Origin of the sequence: Paraburkholderia sp. 22099 (genome assembly GCF_052045835.1) — a bacterium.
GTDB classification, from domain to species: Bacteria; Pseudomonadota; Gammaproteobacteria; order Burkholderiales; family Burkholderiaceae; genus Paraburkholderia; species Paraburkholderia terricola.
Genome location: NZ_JBQEPU010000006.1, coordinates 19,283 through 39,581, shown reverse-complemented (window position 1 = coordinate 39,581; position 20,299 = coordinate 19,283). Strand labels below are relative to the sequence as shown.

19 protein-coding genes and 1 pseudogene are annotated in these 20,299 nt (G+C 57.7%); 14 read left to right on the top strand and 6 right to left on the bottom strand.

What is annotated here, in order from left to right:
• Positions 1–100: 100 nt before the first annotated feature.
• Positions 101–895, bottom strand: coding sequence for a hypothetical protein (locus ACTJLC_RS07780; protein ID WP_440843472.1), 795 nt, complete (start codon positions 893–895; stop codon positions 101–103).
• Positions 896–1,327: 432 nt separating this feature from the next.
• On the opposite strand from ACTJLC_RS07780, the gene ACTJLC_RS07775 reads away from it, so the two are divergent.
• From ACTJLC_RS07775 to ACTJLC_RS07760, 4 genes are all read left to right on the top strand, one after another.
• The gene (locus ACTJLC_RS07775; protein WP_440843470.1) at positions 1,328–2,800 is read left to right on the top strand and encodes a GNAT family N-acetyltransferase; all 1,473 of its coding nucleotides are present in this window, start codon (positions 1,328–1,330) and stop codon (positions 2,798–2,800) included.
• 4 nt (positions 2,801–2,804) lie between these two features.
• A complete protein-coding gene (locus tag ACTJLC_RS07770; RefSeq protein ID WP_440843468.1) occupies positions 2,805–3,209 on the top strand; it encodes a hypothetical protein in 405 nt (134 codons plus the stop codon).
• Positions 3,210–3,222: 13 nt separating this feature from the next.
• Positions 3,223–3,750: an ATP-binding protein gene (locus tag ACTJLC_RS07765; protein WP_440843466.1), complete on the top strand. Its 528-nt coding sequence runs from the start codon at positions 3,223–3,225 to the stop codon at positions 3,748–3,750.
• A gap of 147 nt (positions 3,751–3,897) precedes the next feature.
• The gene (locus ACTJLC_RS07760; RefSeq protein ID WP_440843464.1) at positions 3,898–4,230 is read left to right on the top strand and encodes a hypothetical protein; all 333 of its coding nucleotides are present in this window, start codon (positions 3,898–3,900) and stop codon (positions 4,228–4,230) included.
• Positions 4,231–4,374: 144 nt separating this feature from the next.
• On the opposite strand, the gene ACTJLC_RS07755 is transcribed toward ACTJLC_RS07760, so the two are convergent.
• The 4 genes from ACTJLC_RS07755 to ACTJLC_RS07740 all read right to left on the bottom strand — a co-directional run bounded on the left by ACTJLC_RS07755 (position 4,375) and on the right by ACTJLC_RS07740 (position 8,372).
• Positions 4,375–5,277 (bottom strand): plasmid partitioning protein RepB C-terminal domain-containing protein, encoded by a 903-nt coding sequence (locus tag ACTJLC_RS07755; RefSeq protein ID WP_440843462.1) that lies wholly within the window; start codon positions 5,275–5,277, stop codon positions 4,375–4,377.
• Entirely contained in the window at positions 5,274–6,176 is a 903-nt protein-coding gene (locus tag ACTJLC_RS07750) for a plasmid partitioning protein RepB C-terminal domain-containing protein (protein WP_440843460.1), read from the bottom strand. The genes ACTJLC_RS07755 and ACTJLC_RS07750 overlap by 4 nt, the downstream gene beginning before the upstream one ends.
• A complete protein-coding gene (locus ACTJLC_RS07745) occupies positions 6,173–7,741 on the bottom strand; it encodes a recombinase family protein (protein WP_440843458.1) in 1,569 nt (522 codons plus the stop codon). Before ACTJLC_RS07745 ends, ACTJLC_RS07750 begins: the two co-directional genes overlap by 4 nt.
• Before the next feature lie 166 nt (positions 7,742–7,907).
• A complete protein-coding gene (locus ACTJLC_RS07740; RefSeq protein WP_440843456.1) occupies positions 7,908–8,372 on the bottom strand; it encodes a hypothetical protein in 465 nt (154 codons plus the stop codon).
• A 1,145-nt stretch (positions 8,373–9,517) separates the two neighbouring features.
• Between ACTJLC_RS07740 and ACTJLC_RS07735 the strand changes: the two genes are divergently transcribed.
• The 7 genes from ACTJLC_RS07735 (at position 9,518) to ACTJLC_RS07705 (ending at position 14,765) form a co-directional block, all read left to right on the top strand.
• Complete coding sequence (locus tag ACTJLC_RS07735) at positions 9,518–10,876, top strand: hypothetical protein (RefSeq protein WP_440843454.1); 1,359 nt, start codon at positions 9,518–9,520, stop codon at positions 10,874–10,876.
• Between the two features lie 182 nt (positions 10,877–11,058).
• Positions 11,059–11,553, top strand: coding sequence for a hypothetical protein (locus ACTJLC_RS07730; RefSeq protein WP_440843452.1), 495 nt, complete (start codon positions 11,059–11,061; stop codon positions 11,551–11,553).
• An 89-nt stretch (positions 11,554–11,642) separates the two neighbouring features.
• Positions 11,643–12,437 carry a metallophosphoesterase gene (locus ACTJLC_RS07725; protein WP_440843450.1) on the top strand — a complete coding sequence of 265 codons (795 nt, stop codon included), beginning with the start codon at positions 11,643–11,645 and terminating at the stop codon, positions 12,435–12,437.
• Between the two features lie 322 nt (positions 12,438–12,759).
• Positions 12,760–13,017 carry a hypothetical protein gene (locus ACTJLC_RS07720; protein ID WP_440843448.1) on the top strand — a complete coding sequence of 86 codons (258 nt, stop codon included), beginning with the start codon at positions 12,760–12,762 and terminating at the stop codon, positions 13,015–13,017.
• The gene (locus ACTJLC_RS07715) at positions 13,014–13,250 is read left to right on the top strand and encodes a hypothetical protein (RefSeq protein ID WP_440843446.1); all 237 of its coding nucleotides are present in this window, start codon (positions 13,014–13,016) and stop codon (positions 13,248–13,250) included. The genes ACTJLC_RS07720 and ACTJLC_RS07715 overlap by 4 nt, the downstream gene beginning before the upstream one ends.
• Positions 13,247–13,468 (top strand): hypothetical protein, encoded by a 222-nt coding sequence (locus tag ACTJLC_RS07710; protein ID WP_440843444.1) that lies wholly within the window; start codon positions 13,247–13,249, stop codon positions 13,466–13,468. Before ACTJLC_RS07715 ends, ACTJLC_RS07710 begins: the two co-directional genes overlap by 4 nt.
• Positions 13,469–14,345: 877 nt before the next feature.
• A complete protein-coding gene (locus tag ACTJLC_RS07705) occupies positions 14,346–14,765 on the top strand; it encodes a hypothetical protein (RefSeq protein WP_440843442.1) in 420 nt (139 codons plus the stop codon).
• A 210-nt stretch (positions 14,766–14,975) separates the two neighbouring features.
• Here ACTJLC_RS07705 and ACTJLC_RS07700 read toward each other — a convergent pair.
• Positions 14,976–15,434 (bottom strand): annotated as a pseudogene (locus tag ACTJLC_RS07700) (HAD domain-containing protein).
• Between the two features lie 766 nt (positions 15,435–16,200).
• Here ACTJLC_RS07700 and ACTJLC_RS07695 point away from each other — a divergent pair.
• From ACTJLC_RS07695 to ACTJLC_RS07685, 3 genes are read left to right on the top strand one after another with little or no spacing between them, the layout of a single operon-like run.
• Entirely contained in the window at positions 16,201–19,341 is a 3,141-nt protein-coding gene (locus tag ACTJLC_RS07695) for a type VI secretion system Vgr family protein (protein WP_440843440.1), read from the top strand.
• A 42-nt stretch (positions 19,342–19,383) separates the two neighbouring features.
• Positions 19,384–19,746, top strand: coding sequence for a hypothetical protein (locus ACTJLC_RS07690; RefSeq protein ID WP_440843438.1), 363 nt, complete (start codon positions 19,384–19,386; stop codon positions 19,744–19,746).
• 7 nt (positions 19,747–19,753) lie between these two features.
• The gene (locus ACTJLC_RS07685; protein WP_440843436.1) at positions 19,754–20,290 is read left to right on the top strand and encodes a hypothetical protein; all 537 of its coding nucleotides are present in this window, start codon (positions 19,754–19,756) and stop codon (positions 20,288–20,290) included.
• Positions 20,291–20,299 lie beyond the last annotated feature (9 nt).

The following is a 20,299-nucleotide window of genomic DNA, read 5'->3' as shown; positions in this document are numbered from 1 at the left end:
GGGGCTTTCAGAGCCGACACACGAGCAATGTGCACGCGTTGATATCTGCAGTTTCGCTCTCCACCGTGCGACGCAGAACGTAGGCGTCAGATCCGTCTGTTTAGCTGCGGGCGGATTGCCTCACTGGAGTCTGGTACCAGCGGAGTCGCAACTCGCCATCGTCAGAAAGAACGAACAACTGAGATGATACGGCGAGCCAAAACTGAATGCTAACCGCCCAGGATGTGCCCAGAGTCTTCCCCAATATGGCCGACCTCAATGTTCGATATCCAAAACGGAATCCCCAAAATTCCTCAAGGAGACGTTTCGCATGCTTGATCTCATTGCAATTCCACCAACGCCCCCAGCGATTGACCCATTCATCGTTAAAGAGCCAATTCTGGATCAAGGAGTGTCGTAACGACGTCTCATGACTTCGCTCGTCGCCATCTCGCAAAACGAACTTGCCGGACAGAAACACGTAGTCTTCGACGGAGAAGGAAAACTCATCGTTCTTAAGCGCGATGTCGAGCTCCGGGACACTCCTGAGAGATAACACGATGGGTCTAGAGTTTATATCTTGGAGACGAATATGCTCTTGATACCGAATGCCCGCCCCTCGAACTTCGAGGATCATATCCGCCGATCGTACCTCGGGGCCGTGCGTACGAAATGCGACCCGGCATACACGCGGCTCAGGGTAAGCCGGATGGGGGAAACTGATGTCGTATTCGACGCCGTCCCAAAGTGGTTTCCAGCTCGTGCCAAGACTATTGCGTCTTAGCCAAGCCGCATGAGATCGGCGATATGTCGGCAGCATGAACAAACGAGTCAGTTTGTCCCAACACCAGGCCGCGACCTTGCCGACGCAGCGGGCGATCCCACGAATCAGCCCGAATGAAACGTGAAGGGCCATCAATTTCCCTGTTTTTGTTGAATAGGCGCTAGATTAACGCCACCTTGTTTGCCACGAACTCGAAAAGAGAGACGGATTTCGTTCGCATTTCGGTGAAATCACCGCCGCCATTCGATAAATTAGCTTCACCCTCTGCGACCAAGGTTTAGATTCATGCGGCGAGCTAGCGGTCTCGCCGTCTGTTCCGTTTTGCGGGGGCCCGCGTCAACGCGCTTCGCCCAAACCGCTATACAGTCTAAGCTGCGCGTGCGAGCTAAGATATTATGGATACGAGTGAAAACAGCGCGGAGTCGTTCGGAGCGCAAAGTCAATGGTTGAACGGGGGCTTCATGCAGCGAGGATGTTTTCCGGCAGTACCTGCGGTTGTATTGACATTACCGAGCGGCTACTGTCGCGCCTGCCGCCTAGCAGCCCCCTGACCGGAGGCGCAACATGATGCGACTTCGTTTCCTGCTTGACACGAATGTACTGATTCCTCTTCAGGATACGTACCAGGTTTTGGAAAGCAACCTGGCTAACTTCGTCCGACTAGCCGGGCTCGGCGGTCACCAGTTGCTTTATCACGCCGCGACGGTTGCAGATTTTGAACGCGATCCGGACGTGGCAAGGAAACGCCGAAATCTGGAGCGGTTGGCGCAGTACTCGATGCTGGATCGTGCCGCTTCGTGTCCGTGGAATACAGCCGAGACCTCACCGAACGATGCATGCGACAACGAAATCCTCTACGCATTGGAATGCGATGCGGTTCATGCTCTCGTAACCGAGGATCGTGGGATTCACGTAAAGGCGCGTGTCCGAGGCATTGGAGAGCGGGTCTATACCATTCAGACTGCCGAAGACTGGCTGCGTCGCCTGCACGAGCCCCGGCAGATAGCGTTACCGAATATCGAAGATGTGCCGCTTCACAGCCTTACCCCGGTTCTGGCACTGCCATTCTTCGATAGCTTGCGTGACGGATACGGCGGCTCGAAGTTTGACGAATGGTTCAGACGCAAGGCTCGCGAAAATCGCAGAGCGTGGGTTTACCAAGACGAAAATGGTAGGTTGGCGGCGATATGTATCTATGCCGTCCAGCATGACGAGCAGATCACAGAGACTGGAACCAAGCTGGTCGGGCCTGCGCTGAAACTTTGCACATTCAAGGTTGGCGAGACAGTTCGCGGCCGTAAGATTGGTGAGTTGTTTCTGAAGGCATCGTTCCGTTACGCGACGGAGAACGCGTGCGAGCACGTGTTTATTCACGCGAACGCGCAGAGGCACGACTATCTCATCCGGCTTCTTCAGGACTATGGGTTTGGAGAACGAGGCACGTACATGGGTGATTCTGTACTTGTGAAAGAGCACCCTAAGAGTGCACCGAACTTACCCGCGCTACCCGCGTCCGAATACAACCGCCGTTTCTTTCCTCACTTCCGGCGGGACCGATTTGTCCGAAAATTCATCATCCCGATCCAGCCACCATTCCACGATACGTTGTTCCCGGATTACCATCCGCATCAGCAGCGTCTGTTTGCGCCACCCAGCAGCGTGGGCAATGCGATCAAGCTTGCTTATCTTTGCCATGCACAGACGAACGCAATCAGCGCTGGAGACGTGGTTCTCTTCTACCGCACGGGCGATGAGAAGGCTGCCACGTCGATTGGCGTGGTCGATCGGTTTGATGTGCTGGACGACGCCGCTAGAATCGCGAGCCTTGTCAGTCGCCGCACGGTCTACAGTCAGCAGCAGATTGTAGAGATGGCAACGCGGCGGACTAAAGTTATCTTATTTCGACTCGTTGAACACTTGCCGGACCCCGTGCCGTATGCTCGCCTCCAGCAGGAAGGCATCGTTGGCCCCATACAATCCATTCGTGAACTTCAGGATGACGCTTTTTCCAGAGTGCTCGCAGCCGCAGGGCGGTAGGGCCGTGTTGCTGTCGATCAAACCGAAATATTCCGATCTCATCCTGTCGCGCGAAAAGCTCGTCGAGTTCCGCAGATCGTGGGCACGGGAAGACGTCGGGCTGGTTGTCATCTATGCCAGTTCGCCACAGCAACGCCTAGTGGCAACGGTGCCGGTCGAGGAGGTCATCCACGCGTCTCCGAGCAAGCTCTGGGAATACTGTCGAAGTCATGGCGGTGGTCTTACAAGGCGAGAGCTGTTCGACTATTTCTCGGGTAAGCCGAAGGGATACGCGGTCATACTCGGGAAGGTTAAAAAGATGCGGAAACCCATCGATCCCGGATCACTTATAGAGAATTTCTCGCCACCACAGTCGTTCCGCTACCTGACAGAGGTGGAATTGAAGAGGATTGAATCGGCCAGCTCCTGACCAGAGATATCTGATGACCATATTCGTTGCCGGAATGCATGGCGTTGGGAAGACGTTTCTTGCGAAGCCAGCAAGTGAGCGGCTTGGTCTTCTCCATGCGACCGCGAGTCAGCTCCTCCGGGAGGAGCGAGGCGCCGTCTCATGGGACGCCAACAAACGCGTGGGGGGGATCGATGAGAACCAGCGCGCTTTAATTGCTGCCGTCTCGCGCATCCGAGCGACAGGCAGGACGCTCTTGCTTGATGGACATTTCGTGCTGCGCGGTGGCGATGGCGAACCGGTGTTACTTGCGCCAGAGGTCTTTCGTGACCTCGGGTGTGTGGGCGTGGTGCTTCTTGAGGCGAGTGTCGAACAGATTGCGTCGCGACTACAGGCTCGCGGAGATGATTCATGGACGTTACCGCAAATCGCACGCTTTGCCGAAGAAGAGAGGAAGCACACAGAATGTGTATGTTCGCACTTGGACGTTCGATGCCGGAAAGTCGAATCGCCGACTCCCGCATACTTCGATGCCGCGGTATCTGCCCTCTTGGGATCGTAACTAGCACTGCAGAAAGCGCAGCAAGGCGAGGCGCACATTCACGTCGGTTTCGGACCTTGAAACGTTGCCAGGACGGGCCAGTTGCAAGCTCAAGAAGTGGCACTCCCCAACGACACGGTTTGCTGATCTATCTATTGAGACAAAAGTATGATTCCAGAGGTACCGAGACTAGCCGAGGTATTGCAAGATCGTGAACGCTTCGAGACGTTCGCACGCGGAATGCTTGCCCGAGGCTGGGTAAGTGATGAAGAACTTCACATAAGTCGCGCTGTGATTGTCGAACTGCCAACGCCCAATGAACTGGAGTCGCTATGTGAAAGATTTGGCTCGCGCGACCTAGTGGATTTGCACTACAACTCGGTCGCTTTCAGGCACGACGGCGGATTCGTCTATTACCTGTATGACATGAAGCGATTTGACAGCGCGCCGGATCTTGTCGCGGACCTGAAATACCACGGCATTGAGGTCCAATGGCGATGACTCAGCAAGACACGGCAAAGCCGGCAACCATTGCCGGCGACGGCCTTTATTTTTGACGTAAATAGACCTAAGTGGTTGCTGGATTGGTAGGGTACGCTGTGCCGGGTGACCTTGACATGATCCAGCAGTTGGAACCAACATCAGCTAGGAAATAACGCTGAACTGCTGCTGATCGAGCGACACTGTTTCAACGGTTGCGTTGAACTCGGCCAGCAAGTCGGGCTGACGCTGCCGTAAATACTGCCTCACTGGCTCATTCTCCAGCAGCTTGGCAAGGTATCCCTTTGCGAGCACGAGATTCAGTACGTCCTGCCCGTAGGTCTGCTCGACAAGCTTGTACTGTGCCTGCAGGTTGTTCATCTCCCTTTCCATCTTTGCCATCTGCTCAGGGCTAACACCGGCCAGCTTGGCTGGTTTCTTCCCGTCAATGAGTCGGGCAGATGGTGTCGCAACGAGTAGCGCTTCCGCGTACGACACGGTCACGTTATTCGCCGCCACCATGAGTTCGACACATTCGACCTGTCGTGTCGGCTTCATCTTTCTAAGCACGCGCGACAGCTCCGGTGAGAACTGCCGGTCACCAAGTAGCTCTGCGGCTTCAGGACAGATCCCTTCCAGCAGCGAAAGCCTTTTCAGAATCGATGTCACGTCGACGGCGAGTGCTTTCGCCAGGCGCTCCGGCGAAACACCCCGCTCGACGACGCGGCGGATCATGAGATGCTCCTGGATCGTCGAAAGTCGATTCAGCCTGTTGTTGTAGGTGTAACTCTCGTCGTCCGTGGCGACGAGGCAGGCCGTCTCAACGAATCCCAGGTCCCGCATCGCCAGCAGGCGAAGATGACCGTCGAGCAGGACGTAGTTCCCGGTAGCCTGATCTACGGCTGTTACGGAAAGGGGTTCGATCAGGCCGATTTCTTCGATCGAGGATCTGATCTGTTTGAATTTTCGGGAGTCAATGATTGTCGCGGGTATCCTGCGCGAAGGCAGGATACGAATGAGCGCTACCGACAGTGGCTCTGGTATGAAACCAAGCGTCACACCTGTCATACAGAACTCCCGCCTGGCCAGACCCGCTCTGCGAGGTACTTCGGCAAAGATGCCAGTCCCTCCGCGCGGAGCAGGTTGATGAAATTTTCATCGGCGAGCAGCTGTCTGAGCGCGCCGACGACGAACAAAAGTCGTTGCTGGGCAAACTCGGCCTTTCTGACCATGGCTTTCTGTCGCTCCACCTCGTTCTGATAGGTTCGAATGAGGCTGGATGTGGTTACATCAGTCACCTTGCTGGACATGATGCGGCCGGCAGAGCGTCCAAGCGCTTTTCGTCGTTCGATGATACGGCGCGCATTCATGAGCGGCTTGCCGCGCAATTTGCCGGATTCGTATGCCTCTTGGAGAGCGGCCTGTATCGCGGCGTCGTCATCTCCAGCGCCGACAATCGTGAGGGCGGCGTTCAGTGGAATCTGACCTTTCTCCACCGCCACGACGAGCCGCTCCTCTCCCTGATGCAACAGCGTCAGGATGCCCTGCACATACTGCAGTGTCAGACCGGTTTTGTCAGCGATCGCCCTGGGTGCAAATCCGCGTTCCTGCAGCTGCCGGATGCCAGACAGGAGCTCAAGCGGTCGACATCGACGCCGGGCGATGTTCTCGGCCAAGCTCATGATGAAAGCGTCCTCGTCGCTGATGTTCACGACGAGTGCGGGGATCGTTGTTTCGCCGAGCGACCTGAACGCCTTCAGACGACCTTCGCCACAGACCAGGAGATACTTCTCCACACCATCGGCGGTCACCCGCGGCGTGACCTTTATTGGCTTCTTCAAGCCGATGGCCTTGATGTTCCCTACGATCTCGCCGAAGACACGACTGTTCCGTTCGCGCGGGTTGATGACCTCTATCTGGTCGACGGGAACCATCTTGACCTGGCCGGTTGCCTGGAGCGCGGTCATGCCACTCTCCTGAAACGTGCCCGTTCAGCCATGCCATAGAGATATTCCAGCGTATCGAATCGATAGCTTTCGAACTCGATCGGATTCCGGTCGGCGAGGTTGATACGTGGGTTGCCGAAATCCAGCCGCGGCAGGAGGTAGTAGTCGAATGCTGCAGCGTTGCTGTGATCAAGCCGTACAGCTACAGTGATATCCGGCAGGAGGCTCGCGTCGAACCGGACCTTCCAGTGATTGCGGCCATCGCTGTGCGTCTGGCAACGAGCCAGCACCAGACAGGCCGTGAATTCATCGTTCACCGTGAGCAGGTCGGTCGCGGGATCCCGATGCACGACGCCGCCGAGATCGGCGATCTTCTTCTCGGTCTGGGCGACAATCTCCGGATGCAGTTGCCGGAGGAATCGGTTGGTCTCGAGATAACGATAGTCGCGCCCCGGCGTAAATCCGACGGACTGATATGCGCGGATCAGACTCCCGAAGCGATACACGTAGACAGAGGTCGACGGCATGCCTTCGGTCTCATCAATCACGACGCCCGAAAGAAATCCGCGATTGCGGTACAGGTTGCGCAGGCGTTCAATTAGCTCCTCATTCGAATAACGCCGGGCGCGTGCCCGCATAATGCCCTGCGCTGTATAAAACATTTCGCTGGGGATGATCGACTGGAATGCACCTTCCTTCCGGATTAGCATATCCGGCGTGTTCACGACGCGCATTTTCTTCAGCTTGAAGGACACGCGGTTATAGACGTTGTTGCCGATGTACTTCTCGTTGGTCAGCACCTCCCGAACGGTCGCGCGGGTCCATTCCCGATCGAGGTCCGTCCGAACACGCATGCCGTTCAGTCGACCGGCGATTTCGTTCTCATTGAGCGACTCGTCAATGAACCAGTTGTAGATGAGGTTCACGATGCGGATTTCGCTGTCAGGACCAGGCATGAGAATCACGCGGTCGGTTTGCAGGCTCTTGTGTTCGCCTCGCTGCAGTTCGCTTTTCATTATGCCGTGCTGGTCGATCAGTACGCGGCGCAGTCCGTATCCGGCGGGCCCGCCTTGCCGGAAGCCCAGTTCAATCAGCCTGCACTGGCCGGCGAACACTTTCGCCGAGAGCTCGCGACTATATTCGCCGGCCATCGCCCGCTTGACTCCCTTTACGATGGTGGAGACTGGCGAGCCATCATTCTCGAACTGCTCGGCGCAGTAGGCGACTTGGATGCCCCTGCGCCTGCAGACGTACTCGTAATAGGCGCTTTCATCCGCGTCCTGGAATCGCCCCCAGCGACTCACGTCGTAGACGAGGATCACCTGAAAATCCGCGCGCCCGCTTTCGACAGCCCCGATGAGCTGCTGCAGCGCCTGGCGCCCGTCAATTCGTAGCCCGCTTTTACCTTCATCAGCGTAGGTCCGGATGATCTCGAGGCCGCGGCGGGCAGCATAGTCACGGATCCTGTCGCGCTGGTTCTGCGTGGAATACTGCTGATGTTCTGTCGACATGCGGACATATTCTGCCGCCCGCTTCAAAGGGGTATTCGCAGCAGCGGTATCAGCGTTTGTGTGATCGAATGACACGGTTCTGCTCCACCCCAACATTGATCCTCGCTCACCGGGCCAGCGCGTGCGGCGGCTTCCGCACGGCGTCTGTGCTTACCTGTGAACGCCGGGGCTTTGCATCGCATGCCGGCGTCTGATGAGAGCGGGTACAAGGCAAAGGTAGCAGGGCCAATGGCGAAGTCGATCACGTCATCTCTTTGCAACCATGCATCGGAGGACCGTCGGGAGCGGATAGGACGGCGATGTGGACGGTGCACGCGTTCATCTTTGCAATATTGGTCGCAGCTGCGCGTCGTAGGACGTAGAAACCCGACGCGAGCGGGCGACAAGCCGGCGACACGTCAATATTTGCAACTGGGCCGGACCTCTGCCGCGCGTTTCGTTTGCGCTGCATGGCGCAATTGCGTTCGCGGTAGGCAGGGTGGGAAGCGCGGTACTGCCGCCAGTAGTCCGGATGGCGGCTGCGCCAAGTCTGCTGCGCCCGTGCCTGGTTGTCGCGGTAGTCCGGGTCACTGCGAAGCCGCTCGCGCTGCCAGCGTCGCCGGCGCTCGCGTTGACAGGCGGTGGCAGAGCAGTAGCGCTGATGGGGGATTTGTGAACGAGGGTTGAAGAGGACGCCGCAGGCGATGCAGCGACGGGCGACATGCATGACGAGCTCCATACGCCGGGAAACAATCTGGAGCGCCGCCGAAAAGGTATGGAGTTCTGGTAGCCGCGCGTCCAACCCGCCCATTAATCCGAGGACGTCGAGGCCAGCAACGGGAAAAGGGCCGTTGGCGCCGTTCTGCTAGGGCTTGAACCCAGTCTAACGAATTCGCGTCGCAAATCCGGCTAATCCAACTATTTCGGGCCGGGTCCTATGCGGGACTCGACCGAATTAGTTAGCAACTCGTTGATTAATAAGGAGGCGCAGTCTAACGAATTCAGTCTCCCCGCACTTGTCGTAGGGCGCCAGAGTAATTGCGACTGGCGCCACAGTTTTGCGACTGTGGGACGGAGTTAATGCGACTGGCCTACTTAGACATGAGGTGAAGCCTTGAGCGATGCTGCGGCTTTCCCCTCGAATATCGGATTCGGTGGCCTGTTTTCTCTTTTGGCGCGACCAAATCAACGTCCGGGCGATCCAATCGCAGAGGCGGGGCGACGGGTGGTTGCGACCGTGTACGCCGCTCACCAGCTTGTTACGGCGGCGGCTCATGGCGACCAATACCCAGAATTCAATGCAATTATGCTCCGACATGTGAGCCTCGACCTGGCGAAGGCGCTTGCCGAGTTCGGACGGGTAGTGGGGGAGGCACCTTAGTCCAATTGGCTGAACGGGCGCAGCTTTCCGTCGTCTTGCTCGTATCGTTGGCGGTCGTTGCCGTGATTGAGGATGCTGGTGTCTTGATCTTGGCACGATTCTCCAAACCCCGACAAAGGCGGCGTTCGCGGACGTATCAGCGTCTCGTAAGGATCCGATAGTTGCTTTCATAGTTTCCGGCATCGCGTCTGGCATTGAGCATAAGGCAGTGGGGCAACTTTGGGGACAACTCATGGGCGGAGGTGGATTGATTCTCTGTCTGGCGGGCATGCGATGTCTGAGTTCGATCCTCCTCCCGTCAGGTATTCCAGACAAGTCCGAAACGAAACAGGGACCATAGCCTACCGAAAACACACGGCATTGCCCGTTGGTGTCCTCATTGCCTGGCAGAATCTGACTGCTACTGGCGAGAAAACTGGCAATCCGGGCCCGCGGCGTGCTTTGAACATCGCTGCTGGCTCACCTCATCGTGCAATGGCTGTCACCGTATCTTGCGCTGGAAGCATGTCCGCTTTGCAAACTGCACGTGCGACGCACCATTACAGGATGCACCGGCAACGATCTTTTCAACCGAACTCCAGCGGTTAATTGCCGATCGAGCAGACTCAAACGCTGGAACGCTATCTGTTGGCGAGCGATGGAATCTCGCGCGATTTTTGGGAGCGCTGGCGCAGTTTGGGCTTCAAGGCAAGCCATTAAAGAAGGCCACACGTCAGACGGAAAACGTCGAACAGTTGCTTGTGACTGCTGGCGCGTCATTGATCGCTGATCAGTCGGCCTGTTTTGACTTGCTCGATCGCCTTCGTTCGCTTCAGGCAGGCGAGAACAATGTCCCCTTACTGTCGCAAGTTTTCCCGCGTTTGCTCACCATGCTGCGCAGGCAGTTACATGATGCTGAACGTGGTTGGATGGTGAACCTGCTGGAGGCATACGTTGCGATCTCATCGCGGCATGGATCTGTGGTGCTATGGGAGCGCAAAGGAGCTGCCGGGCGGGCAGACGAGGAGGCGCATAGTCGGCAGAAGACACGAAACCCGGCCATTGCCAACATGCTTGCGCAGACGGGTTCGACTGTACCGGTCAGGCGAACCCGGTCCGGACGGCAGAAGTTCGTGATCAGTCACGCGGACCTGCAGCGCCTCCGGAGAACCCAGCGTTCGCTGATCCCATTGAAGGTAGCAGCTCGATATGCCGGGATGTCCACCAGACGTATCCAGGCGCTAGCGAAGGCAGGCCTGATTGCTGCGACTGGGACCCGGATCGACACGAGGTCCGTCGACCGCCTGCTCGGCAGCATCGTGGCGACCTGTGTCGAGGCCGCGCCGGCGTTTGAAGACCCGGTCAGCTTAGCCGACGCATTGCGTCTGTACGTTCCTGTTGAAGCGTCAGCGACATTCTTCAACGGGCTCATGAACGGTGCCGTACGCCACGACTTCGGGCCGGACAAGGTACCGGCGTTACGGGAGATTTTCGCCGACCGTGGCGAGGTGGTCTCCGCCATGCGGGCGCGTGTCGAATCGAGCTCCCAGATATCTATTGTTGAGGCTGCCCGTCGGCTCGGCGTCAAGCAGGAAGTGATGTACCACCTGATCAACATAGGTCTGGTCAGGACCCGAATGGGTAAGCTGCGGCGGCGAGCAGCGCGGGTCGTCAATATTGATGACCTGCAGAAGTTCACTGAGCATTTTCTGCCGCTCGCCACGGCGGCGAAGTCGATGGGACTCTCCGCTCGCGAAGCACCAGGTTGGGCCAGGCAGCATGGCATTGAGATCGTCACCGGACCATCAGTCGACGGCGGACGGCAATACTGGATCCGCAGGGGGCCAGCGTGGAAATTTCCCGCAGTGTAGGAAGTGAAGCATGAAAGATTGGTTTTCGTGGATCGTGTCAACCCTGTCCTGCAATCAGGAGCGTATATGGGAATCTGGAAATCTCCGCCTGTTGAGTTACAACCTATGGTCTTCCTGTCCCGCTGGCAAGTCATGGAGACGGACGAGGGCTTCCGCTATTTCATTGGGCACAACATGGAACCATGAGCGGGCGGGTAACTACCTTTATCGTGAAATTTGACCCGAAGACGCGTCGAGGAGTGACCAGATCCGGGAGAATCTACGAACTGGTCGGCGATAGCGGCGTTGACGCGGCGGCCAACTATCTGTGGGCCGTCACGTGCGCTCAGGCTGGCACGAGTTCGACGGATGTCTCGTCCGACTACGATCAACCGGCAATCGCTTTCCATCGACCTGTCGCACCTTTCGTAGCGCATCTGTTCTACGAAGGCGAACTGGGGTGCCTGAGCGCCACAATCCCGGCGACCGGTCAATCCGTCGAGGTGCGGGATCCGGAGGACCTGGCGGAACTGCTGTTTGCCAGCGGCGTGAGACAGGGTTACTTGCGCCTCCCGCACTTCGACAGGACCGAGAATCGACCCGAGTTCGTCGACCTTGTGCGCGCAGTGGAGCATCGGCTAAATCAATTGGAGCGGGGTTTGCCGCGCGACGCTGATGGAGCACAAAGTTCAGAATAGTCGTCATGACCCCGTGACCTGCCGCAATAGAACGCCCTGAATTGGCACCGGCTAGTCAACTCAGCAACCAGACTTTGGATCGTGAAGCCATGAAGCTGCTCGTCCTATCCGATCTGCACAATGAATTTGAGCCACTTGCGGCCGACGCTGAGGTCATCGCGCAGGCGGATGCAGTCGTACTTGCCGGCGATATCCATACGAAGGATCGAAGCGTCGAGTGGGCACAGTCATTCGTTAACGATCCCGCGAAGCCAGTCATCCTGGTGGCCGGAAATCACGAATTCTACGGGGGGCACTTTGACTACACGCTGGGCAAGCTTCGCGAGCGTGCGCACGGCACCAACATTCATGTCCTGGAGAACGACATCCTGGTCCTGGGGGCCGTTCGCTTTCTCGGATGCACACTCTGGACGGACTTCAGGTTATACGCCAGCGATATCACCCCTGCGATCTGCATGCGAGATGCGCAAAGCGCAATGCAGGACTTCCGGCTGATTCGCGCGACGCCGTCGTATCGGAAGCTGTACCCGGCAGATACGGTCCGGCGACATGAGTTGTCGCGCGCGTGGCTTGCCAATACCTTGAATGAGCCATTTGACGGTAAGACCGTGGTCGTCACACATCACGCGCCATCTCTAGGGTCTGTCGAGGCGCAGTATGAGGGAGATTCGTTGACACCAGCTTACGCGTCCGATCTTGAGCGTCTTATGGGACCCGCAGTCTGCTTGTGGATTCACGGTCACATGCATACAAGCTTCGATTACATCGCTCTGGCCGATGATGATTCCAATGGGTGTGGTACACGTGTGATCTGCAACCCGCGCGGGTATTCGCCCCGGCATCTGAACCCAGGCTTCAATCCTGGCCTGCTGGTCGAGGTATGAGTTGGGGTCCATTACCCACAACAAACATCACGGCGATGCGAATTTTTGTCGATACTGAGTTCACCGATTTCATAGACAGCTAGCCGATCAGTATTGCGTTGGTATATGGATATGACGACTGGCGCGCACTTTCCGGTGCATTGGACCAACGGTCGCAGAGTCGGACGGATGATCCCCCCCGGCAGGGGGCCCAGCGTCCGGCGTTCCGGGGAAGCCAGCCACTCAGCTGGAGCAACTACACGGCACGGTCTGGCGTTACGACAGCCCGACCGATGCTGCATGGCCGACAAACGACGAAATCTGACTGTAGGGATTACACAACATGAGCACCAAAGCGACCCTTGCGCATCACCACTCGGACGAAGCAGACAAGCCGTCCTGGCACCTCTACGAAGAAGTGTTTGATCCAGGCGTGGTTTATCTTCAGTTGGAAGGCGTGACCATGGAATTACGCACGCGGGAACAAGGCGGAGCTGACGTAGTAGTACGATTGCCGATTGAGACGGCAAAACAGCTTGGCCTGGATACAAATGTGCCGCCGGACCGTTGGGCGCTCGCGTGCGATACCGGCAAGCCGTGAAAGCCGTCCACGTCCAGTTTGATTCCGCACGCGGGCTGCTCCTCGGCACGTTCGACGACGGGCTGACCATCAAGAGCGCCGACCAGTACGAGCTGGCCGAGCGAATGTTTGCGGCCGGTGCTCCGCATGGACACGTCGGCATGCCCGACTGGCGCGAAGGCGACATCGCGCCCGCCAGCGGTCATAAGATTGCCTTTCAAGTGCGGCTTAACCAACTGGGTCGAACTGCATGACAGATGCTGAACGCCTCGCGCTGCTGCAAGCCGTCCCCGTGCATGAGCACAAGGGCCGCCCGTACTACGTGTGTCTGGGTGATATTCCTGCGCCGTGGCAGGACGCGTTTCGCGCGGCGCTGCGTGGGTCTGCCTGTCCCGTGATCGACGGCAGGGGCGAATGCGCTTATGAGTGGGACTGGTCCGACTGGCTGCAGGGGCGATTTCCACACGGCTGAAAGATGCTTTTCGACATCGGAATGAATGTCTCTTGATGGTCGACTTCACCCCGACAATAGAGTTCGCCAGCGTCAAGTGAAGAGCAGCGCACCTGATTGACCCACTCCGTTGGACACGGCAACGAACATTGGCGAGGTAATCAATGGAGTCATTGGGCGCCGACGAATATCAGTGTTTTACCTGCAACCGCATGTTCGGCAATCCCGTGTTCAACATCACGCGGGAGTGGGAGCGGACGCACTTCGATGAGGGGATACCGTCAGTCGAAATCCTGGATAGTTATGGGCTTGAATGCTATTGCTCACTTGCATGCGTCGACGCCCGGCGAGATGTGGTTATGCGCGACGAAGGAGTACCAATTCGATGTCCTGGAATCGGCCCAATTGAATCCTGTACGATATGTGGGAGGCCAGTTGATATGACCGAATTCCATCGTTCCTACGTTGAAAGCGAGGAGATCGCAGTCAACAGTCTGATATTGAAGCCGGTCAACGTTGATTACCTGGCAGTGGTCTGCCGACAATGTCAGCCAATGAAATCCATGAATTCGGCGCTTCAAACTGAGGGATGTATCGATAGTCCAGGTGCGCGAGAATGAGTCAGGTGGATGAGGCCAATCCCGGACCTTCGACCGGTTCATCGCGATTCTGTTGAAGCACGACGACGGATGGCTTTCTGCGTGGCTCGCGCCACAACGGATCATCGTCGCTGCGGCGGTCGCCCTGTCGCATAATTGTGGCCTCAGTCGCACGTACTCTGGCGCCCTACGCTTCAATCCGGCTAGCGCACCGCGACGGATCCAACCTGTCTTCAACGGGGTAACGCATGCGGCTTTTCGTGGACACGGAATTTACCGACTTCATCGACTGTGACCTCGTGAGCATCGCACTGGTGGCCGACGACGGCCGAGAGTTCTATGGCGAGCGATCGGATTACGATCGCGCGAGTTGCAATGAATTCGTGCGTGCGGCGGTACTGTCCCAGCTCGGCCAATATCCTGACCGCGTATTTACGCGCGAGGCGCTACGCGCGGCACTCGTCGCGTGGCTTGACCAGTTCGCGGACGAACCCGAACGCGTACTGTGCTTCGATTACGGCGGTGACTGGGAACTGCTGTGCGATCTGCTCGATGGGCCGCCTGCAGGATGGCAGGCGCACCATGTGGGCCAGCAACTCGATCCGGGACGCCAGGAGGATTACTACCGCGAGCATCGCGGCCGGCACCATGCGCTGGTGGATGCGCGCGCAAACCGCCATGCGATGATGGACAGCGACCCCGCGCCAGACACGCCGTAAATGAGCCGGCGCGCGTTCGCCTAAAATGAAACAGCGTGGTCAGCCGGCAACTGGGCGTCGACGACAGGCGTCTCATGAAAAAATGGACCGACAACGCACGGCGCGCATTCACCAACGCAGCGGCTCCGGATTGTACTAACAGCCCTGGCCCCGACCTGACGACGATCATCCACAAGATGTGAGCGGTTCGGCTCAGAGGAACTCGAGGCTCTAGCGTAGGAAATCCTCGATATTCCTGATCACCAGCGGGTCATCCAGGCCACGTGCTGGGTCGCAAGCGATGAGCCGCGGCAGCAGCGCCGGGGCAGACGAGAATTCTTTTGGCGCGTCGTCCAAGATCAGATAGTCTGAGGGTGAAAGACGTCTGCGTCGTATGTAGTCGAGAACCCTGAGCGCGCGGCTTTCAATGCGTCTGTTTGTCAGCTGGATGTGCGCTACTGCGCCTAGCCGGGGCTAGTATTCGTCTTGAAGTTTTCGCGCGTCGAACATATAGATCCATGTGCTATGGATCGCGATATTGATCGTTTTTCCAGTGACGATTTCCGCCAGCTTTGCCTCAAGCGCACAAACGCCGACCCCTACCACCTTGGGACCGTGTGGGCCGTATTCGAGCTCGCCGACAGTAGATGGATGCAATACGCCATCTATGTCCAGAAAAATAGTCTTCATTCGGTACCGGCAAGCGAGCAACAAAAGGCTTCGAAGGTATGTGCTTCCTTGCATTCTGGAGATTAGCCATATGCCACGTCCCCGCTCTTCAACGGCATTCAGCCAGTCAAACAAGATAGTACATCCTCCTTTGCCGCAGAGTATCCGCGGTCGCTCCTTGAACAAGTGATCTGAGTGCCCCCAGCGCCAACCGCGTGCAGATATGGCTATCAATCTTGAATGAGGCTGATGCCGGTTAATGTGCGGGTGTCACAAAACCAGGTTATGCATTTAGCGTATTTCTCAACCCGCATTCCGCTGAGATGTCGGTGCGGCTTGTCATATCTACGTATCTAGCAGACTTGGCGACAACGGCACGCGAAGAACACTCGGTAAGCACGGGCCTGATGCGATCCCAAAGCGATTGCGGAGAAAACCCACCTGATCCAGAAATAGGTGGGAGGCCCCCTAGCGCTGTCGCATTGGAGTTAGAGCGCGCAGCGTCCGGGTCATCGCACCGAAAACGGGAAGATTCAGCTGAATGCGGCGCCCGCGATTGTCGGCGCCGATGATGCCGCGGTCGTGCGCTGCTTTCCAGGCGACTCACGAATCCGGAGAAAATGCGAGGCGGCGCACGTCATTAATACCGATATGAGGCCGTCCAGTCGGACTTGGAAATAAATTCCGATTTAACAATTGCTTTTGAATATACGATTGCTGTAAACGTCTTATTTTTTGTATTATCGCGCGATGGCGCGGGGGCGCAATTTGCATAAAAAGAGGCGGTATGGGTGCGCAGGACATTATCGCAGCAATAAAAGGCGGGCTCGCGCAAAGCGATCGACTGCTTAAACTGGACACGCCACTGGGCACCGACGTCCTTTTGCCACAAAGGCTGTTGGGCCATTCGCGCCTCGGCCGGGATTACGAGTTCACACTGGACGTCGTTTCAACCAATGACAATATCGAGCTGAAAACGCTGATCGCTCAGCCGGTCACGCTCTGGATCCAGCAAACCGACCAGCCGTACGCGCCTCACCACGGTTATGTTCATACCGCCCGTCGGTTAGGCTCTGATAGCGCGATTACCAGTTATCAGATCGGCTTCGTCTCCTGGATGCATTTTCTGCGTTTCAGAAAAGATGCACGAATCTGGCAGGATAAAGCCGTCGATGAAATTCTCACTGATGTATTCAATATGCATCAGCAGGCGCAGGGTGCATTCCGGTTCTCATTGCGTAATCCTTTGCCTCAGCGTTCGTTCTGCGTGCAATACGAGGACGACTGGAATTTCTGTCACCGCCTGATGGAAACGGACGGGCTGTTCGGCTATTTCGAGCAGGCCACTGACGGCAAATCGCACACGTTGGTTATCACCGACGATATCGGCAGCCTGCAACCGCTTTCGCCGCAGGCTGTGGATTTCTACCGCTCGGGCACCAACAGCGAAGCTGACGCTTTCGTACAGTGGAGCGGCACGCGCACGCTGCAGAGCACGACGCTCACCACCCGCACATTCGACTACAAGGCTCCGTCCGCACCCGCCAATCCAAAGGGGACTACGGTCCCGACGCTGAGCACCCAGGGCAACCTGCCGCAGCAGGCCGAGGTGTACGAGTACACGGGCGCGTATACGTACGGACAGCAGGACCGCGGTGATCACCTCTCGAATGTGAGGATGGAGGAATGGGAATCGCAAGCGAAGCGTTTCCACGGCGTAGGCGCAGTCCGTCGCATCGACGCAGGCCGCTGGTTCGAACTGCAAAACCACCCGGAGCACGACACCGGTAGTCAGCAGGACCGAAAGTTCGCGGCGATCGCCGTGGACTGGGTCATCGAGAACAACCTGCCGGTCTCTGCCGGGACGACGGACTTCCCGCATTGCCTGAAGCAAACGATAGCCGCAACCCGTGCGCAGCACGCGAACGATCCAACGCTGGTCATCAAAGCGGCAGACGGCAGCGAAGGTTTCTTCATGGCGATGGTCGAAGCACAGCGCAAGGCCATCCCGTTCCGCAGTCCGCTTGAGCATCAGAAGCCCAGGATGCACATGCAGACCGCAACCGTGGTTGGCCCTGCGAACGAGGAAGTCTTTACGGACTCGCTGAACCGCATCAAGGTGCAGATGCACTGGGATCGCCTGAACCCCGGCGATGAGAATGCGTCCTGCTGGATGCGGGTGGTTCAGTCAGACACGGGCGGCAGCTACGGTGCAGTCCACGTGCCGCGCATCGGTGAAGAGGTCATCGTTTCGTTCCTTGACGGTGACTGCGACAAACCGCTCGTCACCGGCCGCGTCTATAACGGCGCAAAGACACCCGACTGGCATTCGAACGGCATCCTGTCCGGCTACAAGTCCAAGGAATACCAGGGCAGCGGCTACAACCAGATGGTGATGGACGATGCGACCGGCCAGAACCGGGTGCAGATGTACAGCAGCAGCGCGAACTCGCAGCTGCATCTAGGCTATCTGATCGCGCAAACGGGCAACTCGCGCGGCGCGTACCTCGGCAGTGGCTTCGATCTGAAGTCGGACGCATACGGGGCGATCCGGGCGGCACAAGGCATGTACGTGTCGACGCATCCAGCGACCGGGACGTCCAGCCAGCCCCTCGTCGTCCGTGAGGCGAACAATCAGCTAGTCAATTCCGAAAGCGTGATTGAGTCGCTCAGCCAGGCGAGCGAAACGCATCAGGCCGAAAGCCTGAAAGACGGCTACAACTCGCTGAAGTCCTTCACAGACGCGACGCAGAACAGTGTGTCTGGCGCGACAGGCAGCGGAGGTAACACAGCGGGCGGCGGTACCGGCAGTGCGAACGCTTTCAAGGAACCAATCATCCTGTTCGCCACGCCGGCAGGCATCGCGATGTCGACGCAGAAGTCGGCCAACGTCGCAGCGACCGAGCACATAAACCTGGTCAGCGGCCAGAGTACGCACATCGCAGCTGGCAAATCACTACTTGCAAGCGTCGGCGAGAAAATCAGTCTGTTTGTTCAGAACGCGGGCATGAAACTGTTCGCTGCCAAAGGCAAAGTTGAGATCAAAGCGCAGTCGGACAACGTCGAATTCACCGCACAGAAGACATTCAGGTTGCTTTCCGCAACCGAGAAAATCGAAGCGGCCGCTGATCAGGAAATTCTGTTGACGAGCGGCGGCGCATACATTCGCATTTCAGGCGGCAACATCGACATCCACGCGCCGGGCATGGTCGATGTCAAAGGTGCGCAGCATAGCTTCAACGGCCCAGCGAGTCAGGGCTATCCGCTGCCAGCGGCGCGTCCCGATCAACCGGGGCAGCTTGAGTTGCTCCATCAATACGCGAATGGCGAGCCGGTCAAAGGGGGGCAGTTCTCGGTGCTGGACGCCAACGGCGGACTCCTGCGACAAGGAGCGCTCGATGCGAACGGCCGCATGACTGTCAGCGGTTTGCCCCCAGGCGTCGCACAAGTGCAATTCGGCAACGATCCTCGCGACCCATCCCAGCCGGCCAACTACTTTAAGAGCATCAAGTGGCCGGTCGAGCCACTGAGCGCTTCAGGCGACGCCGCAGCTGCTTCGCAAATGGCTTCGTTCCTGCCGGCCGCCGGTGGCGCATCGAGCGCCGCCGGAACGCTCGGAACTGCTGGCGCAACGAGTACGGCGAGCTCGCTTGCCAGCGCGGCAAAAGGCGCAATGGGCGCGGCCGCAGGTGGCGCATCGCAACTCTCAAGTCTCGCGAGTATGGACTCGCAGGGAACCAGCGGACTTACATCAATGGCAAAAGGTCAGGCTACAGGGTTCGCTCAAAGCGCACTCACCAAAGCGTTGCCGTCGGAAGCAAGCGCCGCGCTTTCGCAGGCAAGCCAGGCCGCCAGCGCCGCCAAGGAAATCAGCACGATCGCGCAATCGGCGCGCACTGCGCTGCCGGCACTCAAGGGCATCGTCTGACTAGATGCCGATCATTCGACTTCAAGTAAATACAGTCCAGTCATGAAGAAAACGGCCCTTCTCGCAGTTGCGTTAATCATCACCTCGACGGCATTCGGCGCGACCGAACTGAAGCTATCCGCAGCCGCGATGGTCTCGCAATACGCGAGCGACGACGACGCGGTATCGAAATACACCGACAAGCCGCTCGCGCTAACCGGCACGCTGCTGTCCCTCGAATCCGGCTTGACCGACAACATCATTGGCAAGCTCGGCGACGAATCGGACACCGCCGTGCGTGTGACCTTCGCCGACAAAGCGAGTGTCGACAAGATCCGGTTGCGCGTCGGGAAAAAGGTGACGCTCCATTGTGTGGGCGCGTTCTCGACCCCCTACCCGTCGGCGACTGACTGCAAGGTCAAGTAAGTCCGCGATGAAATTTGCTCAGACTTTGATAGGTATGGTGTGCGGCGTTGCGCTTATCGTAAGCGCGCATGCCCAGTCGGCAACCGATCTGCAGACGATCGGCCGCTTCGTTGAGTGCAAGCTCGACGCGCGCCAGATCGACACTTTCATTGACCGCATCGACAGCGGGGCCGTGCCAGGTTTCACGAGTCAGCCGCCGCAAGAAAAAGCGGTCGACCTGGCATGGAAAACGCAGAAACCGATTCAGGCATGGGGCACATCGTCGAACCTTGTGTCGATCGTGTCGCCACGGCAGATGCTGCTCGCCATTCCCGCACCTGAAGGCGAAGAAATCAATGTTGCCAAGCAATGGGTCGCGCGTATCGGCGGCATGAGCGAAGGAGCCGGCACCATTTCTCTGCGCGAAAACGCTCAATGGCGGGGCGTCGACTATCGCAAGACGGTCGGCAAGAAGGAAATCAGATTGCTTGTCGATCAGCAGGAAAGCCCGGGATGGATTCTGCTCGGATGCGGATACGACAAACTCTTTACCAACAGCAACTAAACCGACCTG

Excerpts from the sequence above, each read along its gene's own strand:
- ACTJLC_RS07750 (WP_440843460.1), bottom strand. The coding sequence starts at position 6,176 with ATGACCGCGCTCCAGGCAACCGGCCAGGTCAAGATGGTTCCCGTCGAC.
- ACTJLC_RS07695 (WP_440843440.1), top strand. The coding sequence starts at position 16,201 with ATGGGTGCGCAGGACATTATCGCAGCAATAAAAGGCGGGCTCGCGCAA.
- ACTJLC_RS07725 (WP_440843450.1), top strand. The coding sequence starts at position 11,643 with ATGAAGCTGCTCGTCCTATCCGATCTGCACAATGAATTTGAGCCACTT.
- ACTJLC_RS07780 (WP_440843472.1), bottom strand. The coding sequence starts at position 895 with ATGGCCCTTCACGTTTCATTCGGGCTGATTCGTGGGATCGCCCGCTGC.
- ACTJLC_RS07775 (WP_440843470.1), top strand. The coding sequence starts at position 1,328 with ATGATGCGACTTCGTTTCCTGCTTGACACGAATGTACTGATTCCTCTT.
- ACTJLC_RS07760 (WP_440843464.1), top strand. The coding sequence starts at position 3,898 with ATGATTCCAGAGGTACCGAGACTAGCCGAGGTATTGCAAGATCGTGAA.
- ACTJLC_RS07730 (WP_440843452.1), top strand. The coding sequence starts at position 11,059 with ATGAGCGGGCGGGTAACTACCTTTATCGTGAAATTTGACCCGAAGACG.
- ACTJLC_RS07740 (WP_440843456.1), bottom strand. The coding sequence starts at position 8,372 with ATGCATGTCGCCCGTCGCTGCATCGCCTGCGGCGTCCTCTTCAACCCT.
- ACTJLC_RS07755 (WP_440843462.1), bottom strand. The coding sequence starts at position 5,277 with ATGACAGGTGTGACGCTTGGTTTCATACCAGAGCCACTGTCGGTAGCG.
- ACTJLC_RS07685 (WP_440843436.1), top strand. The coding sequence starts at position 19,754 with ATGAAATTTGCTCAGACTTTGATAGGTATGGTGTGCGGCGTTGCGCTT.
- ACTJLC_RS07720 (WP_440843448.1), top strand. The coding sequence starts at position 12,760 with ATGAGCACCAAAGCGACCCTTGCGCATCACCACTCGGACGAAGCAGAC.
- ACTJLC_RS07710 (WP_440843444.1), top strand. The coding sequence starts at position 13,247 with ATGACAGATGCTGAACGCCTCGCGCTGCTGCAAGCCGTCCCCGTGCAT.
- ACTJLC_RS07765 (WP_440843466.1), top strand. The coding sequence starts at position 3,223 with ATGACCATATTCGTTGCCGGAATGCATGGCGTTGGGAAGACGTTTCTT.
- ACTJLC_RS07690 (WP_440843438.1), top strand. The coding sequence starts at position 19,384 with ATGAAGAAAACGGCCCTTCTCGCAGTTGCGTTAATCATCACCTCGACG.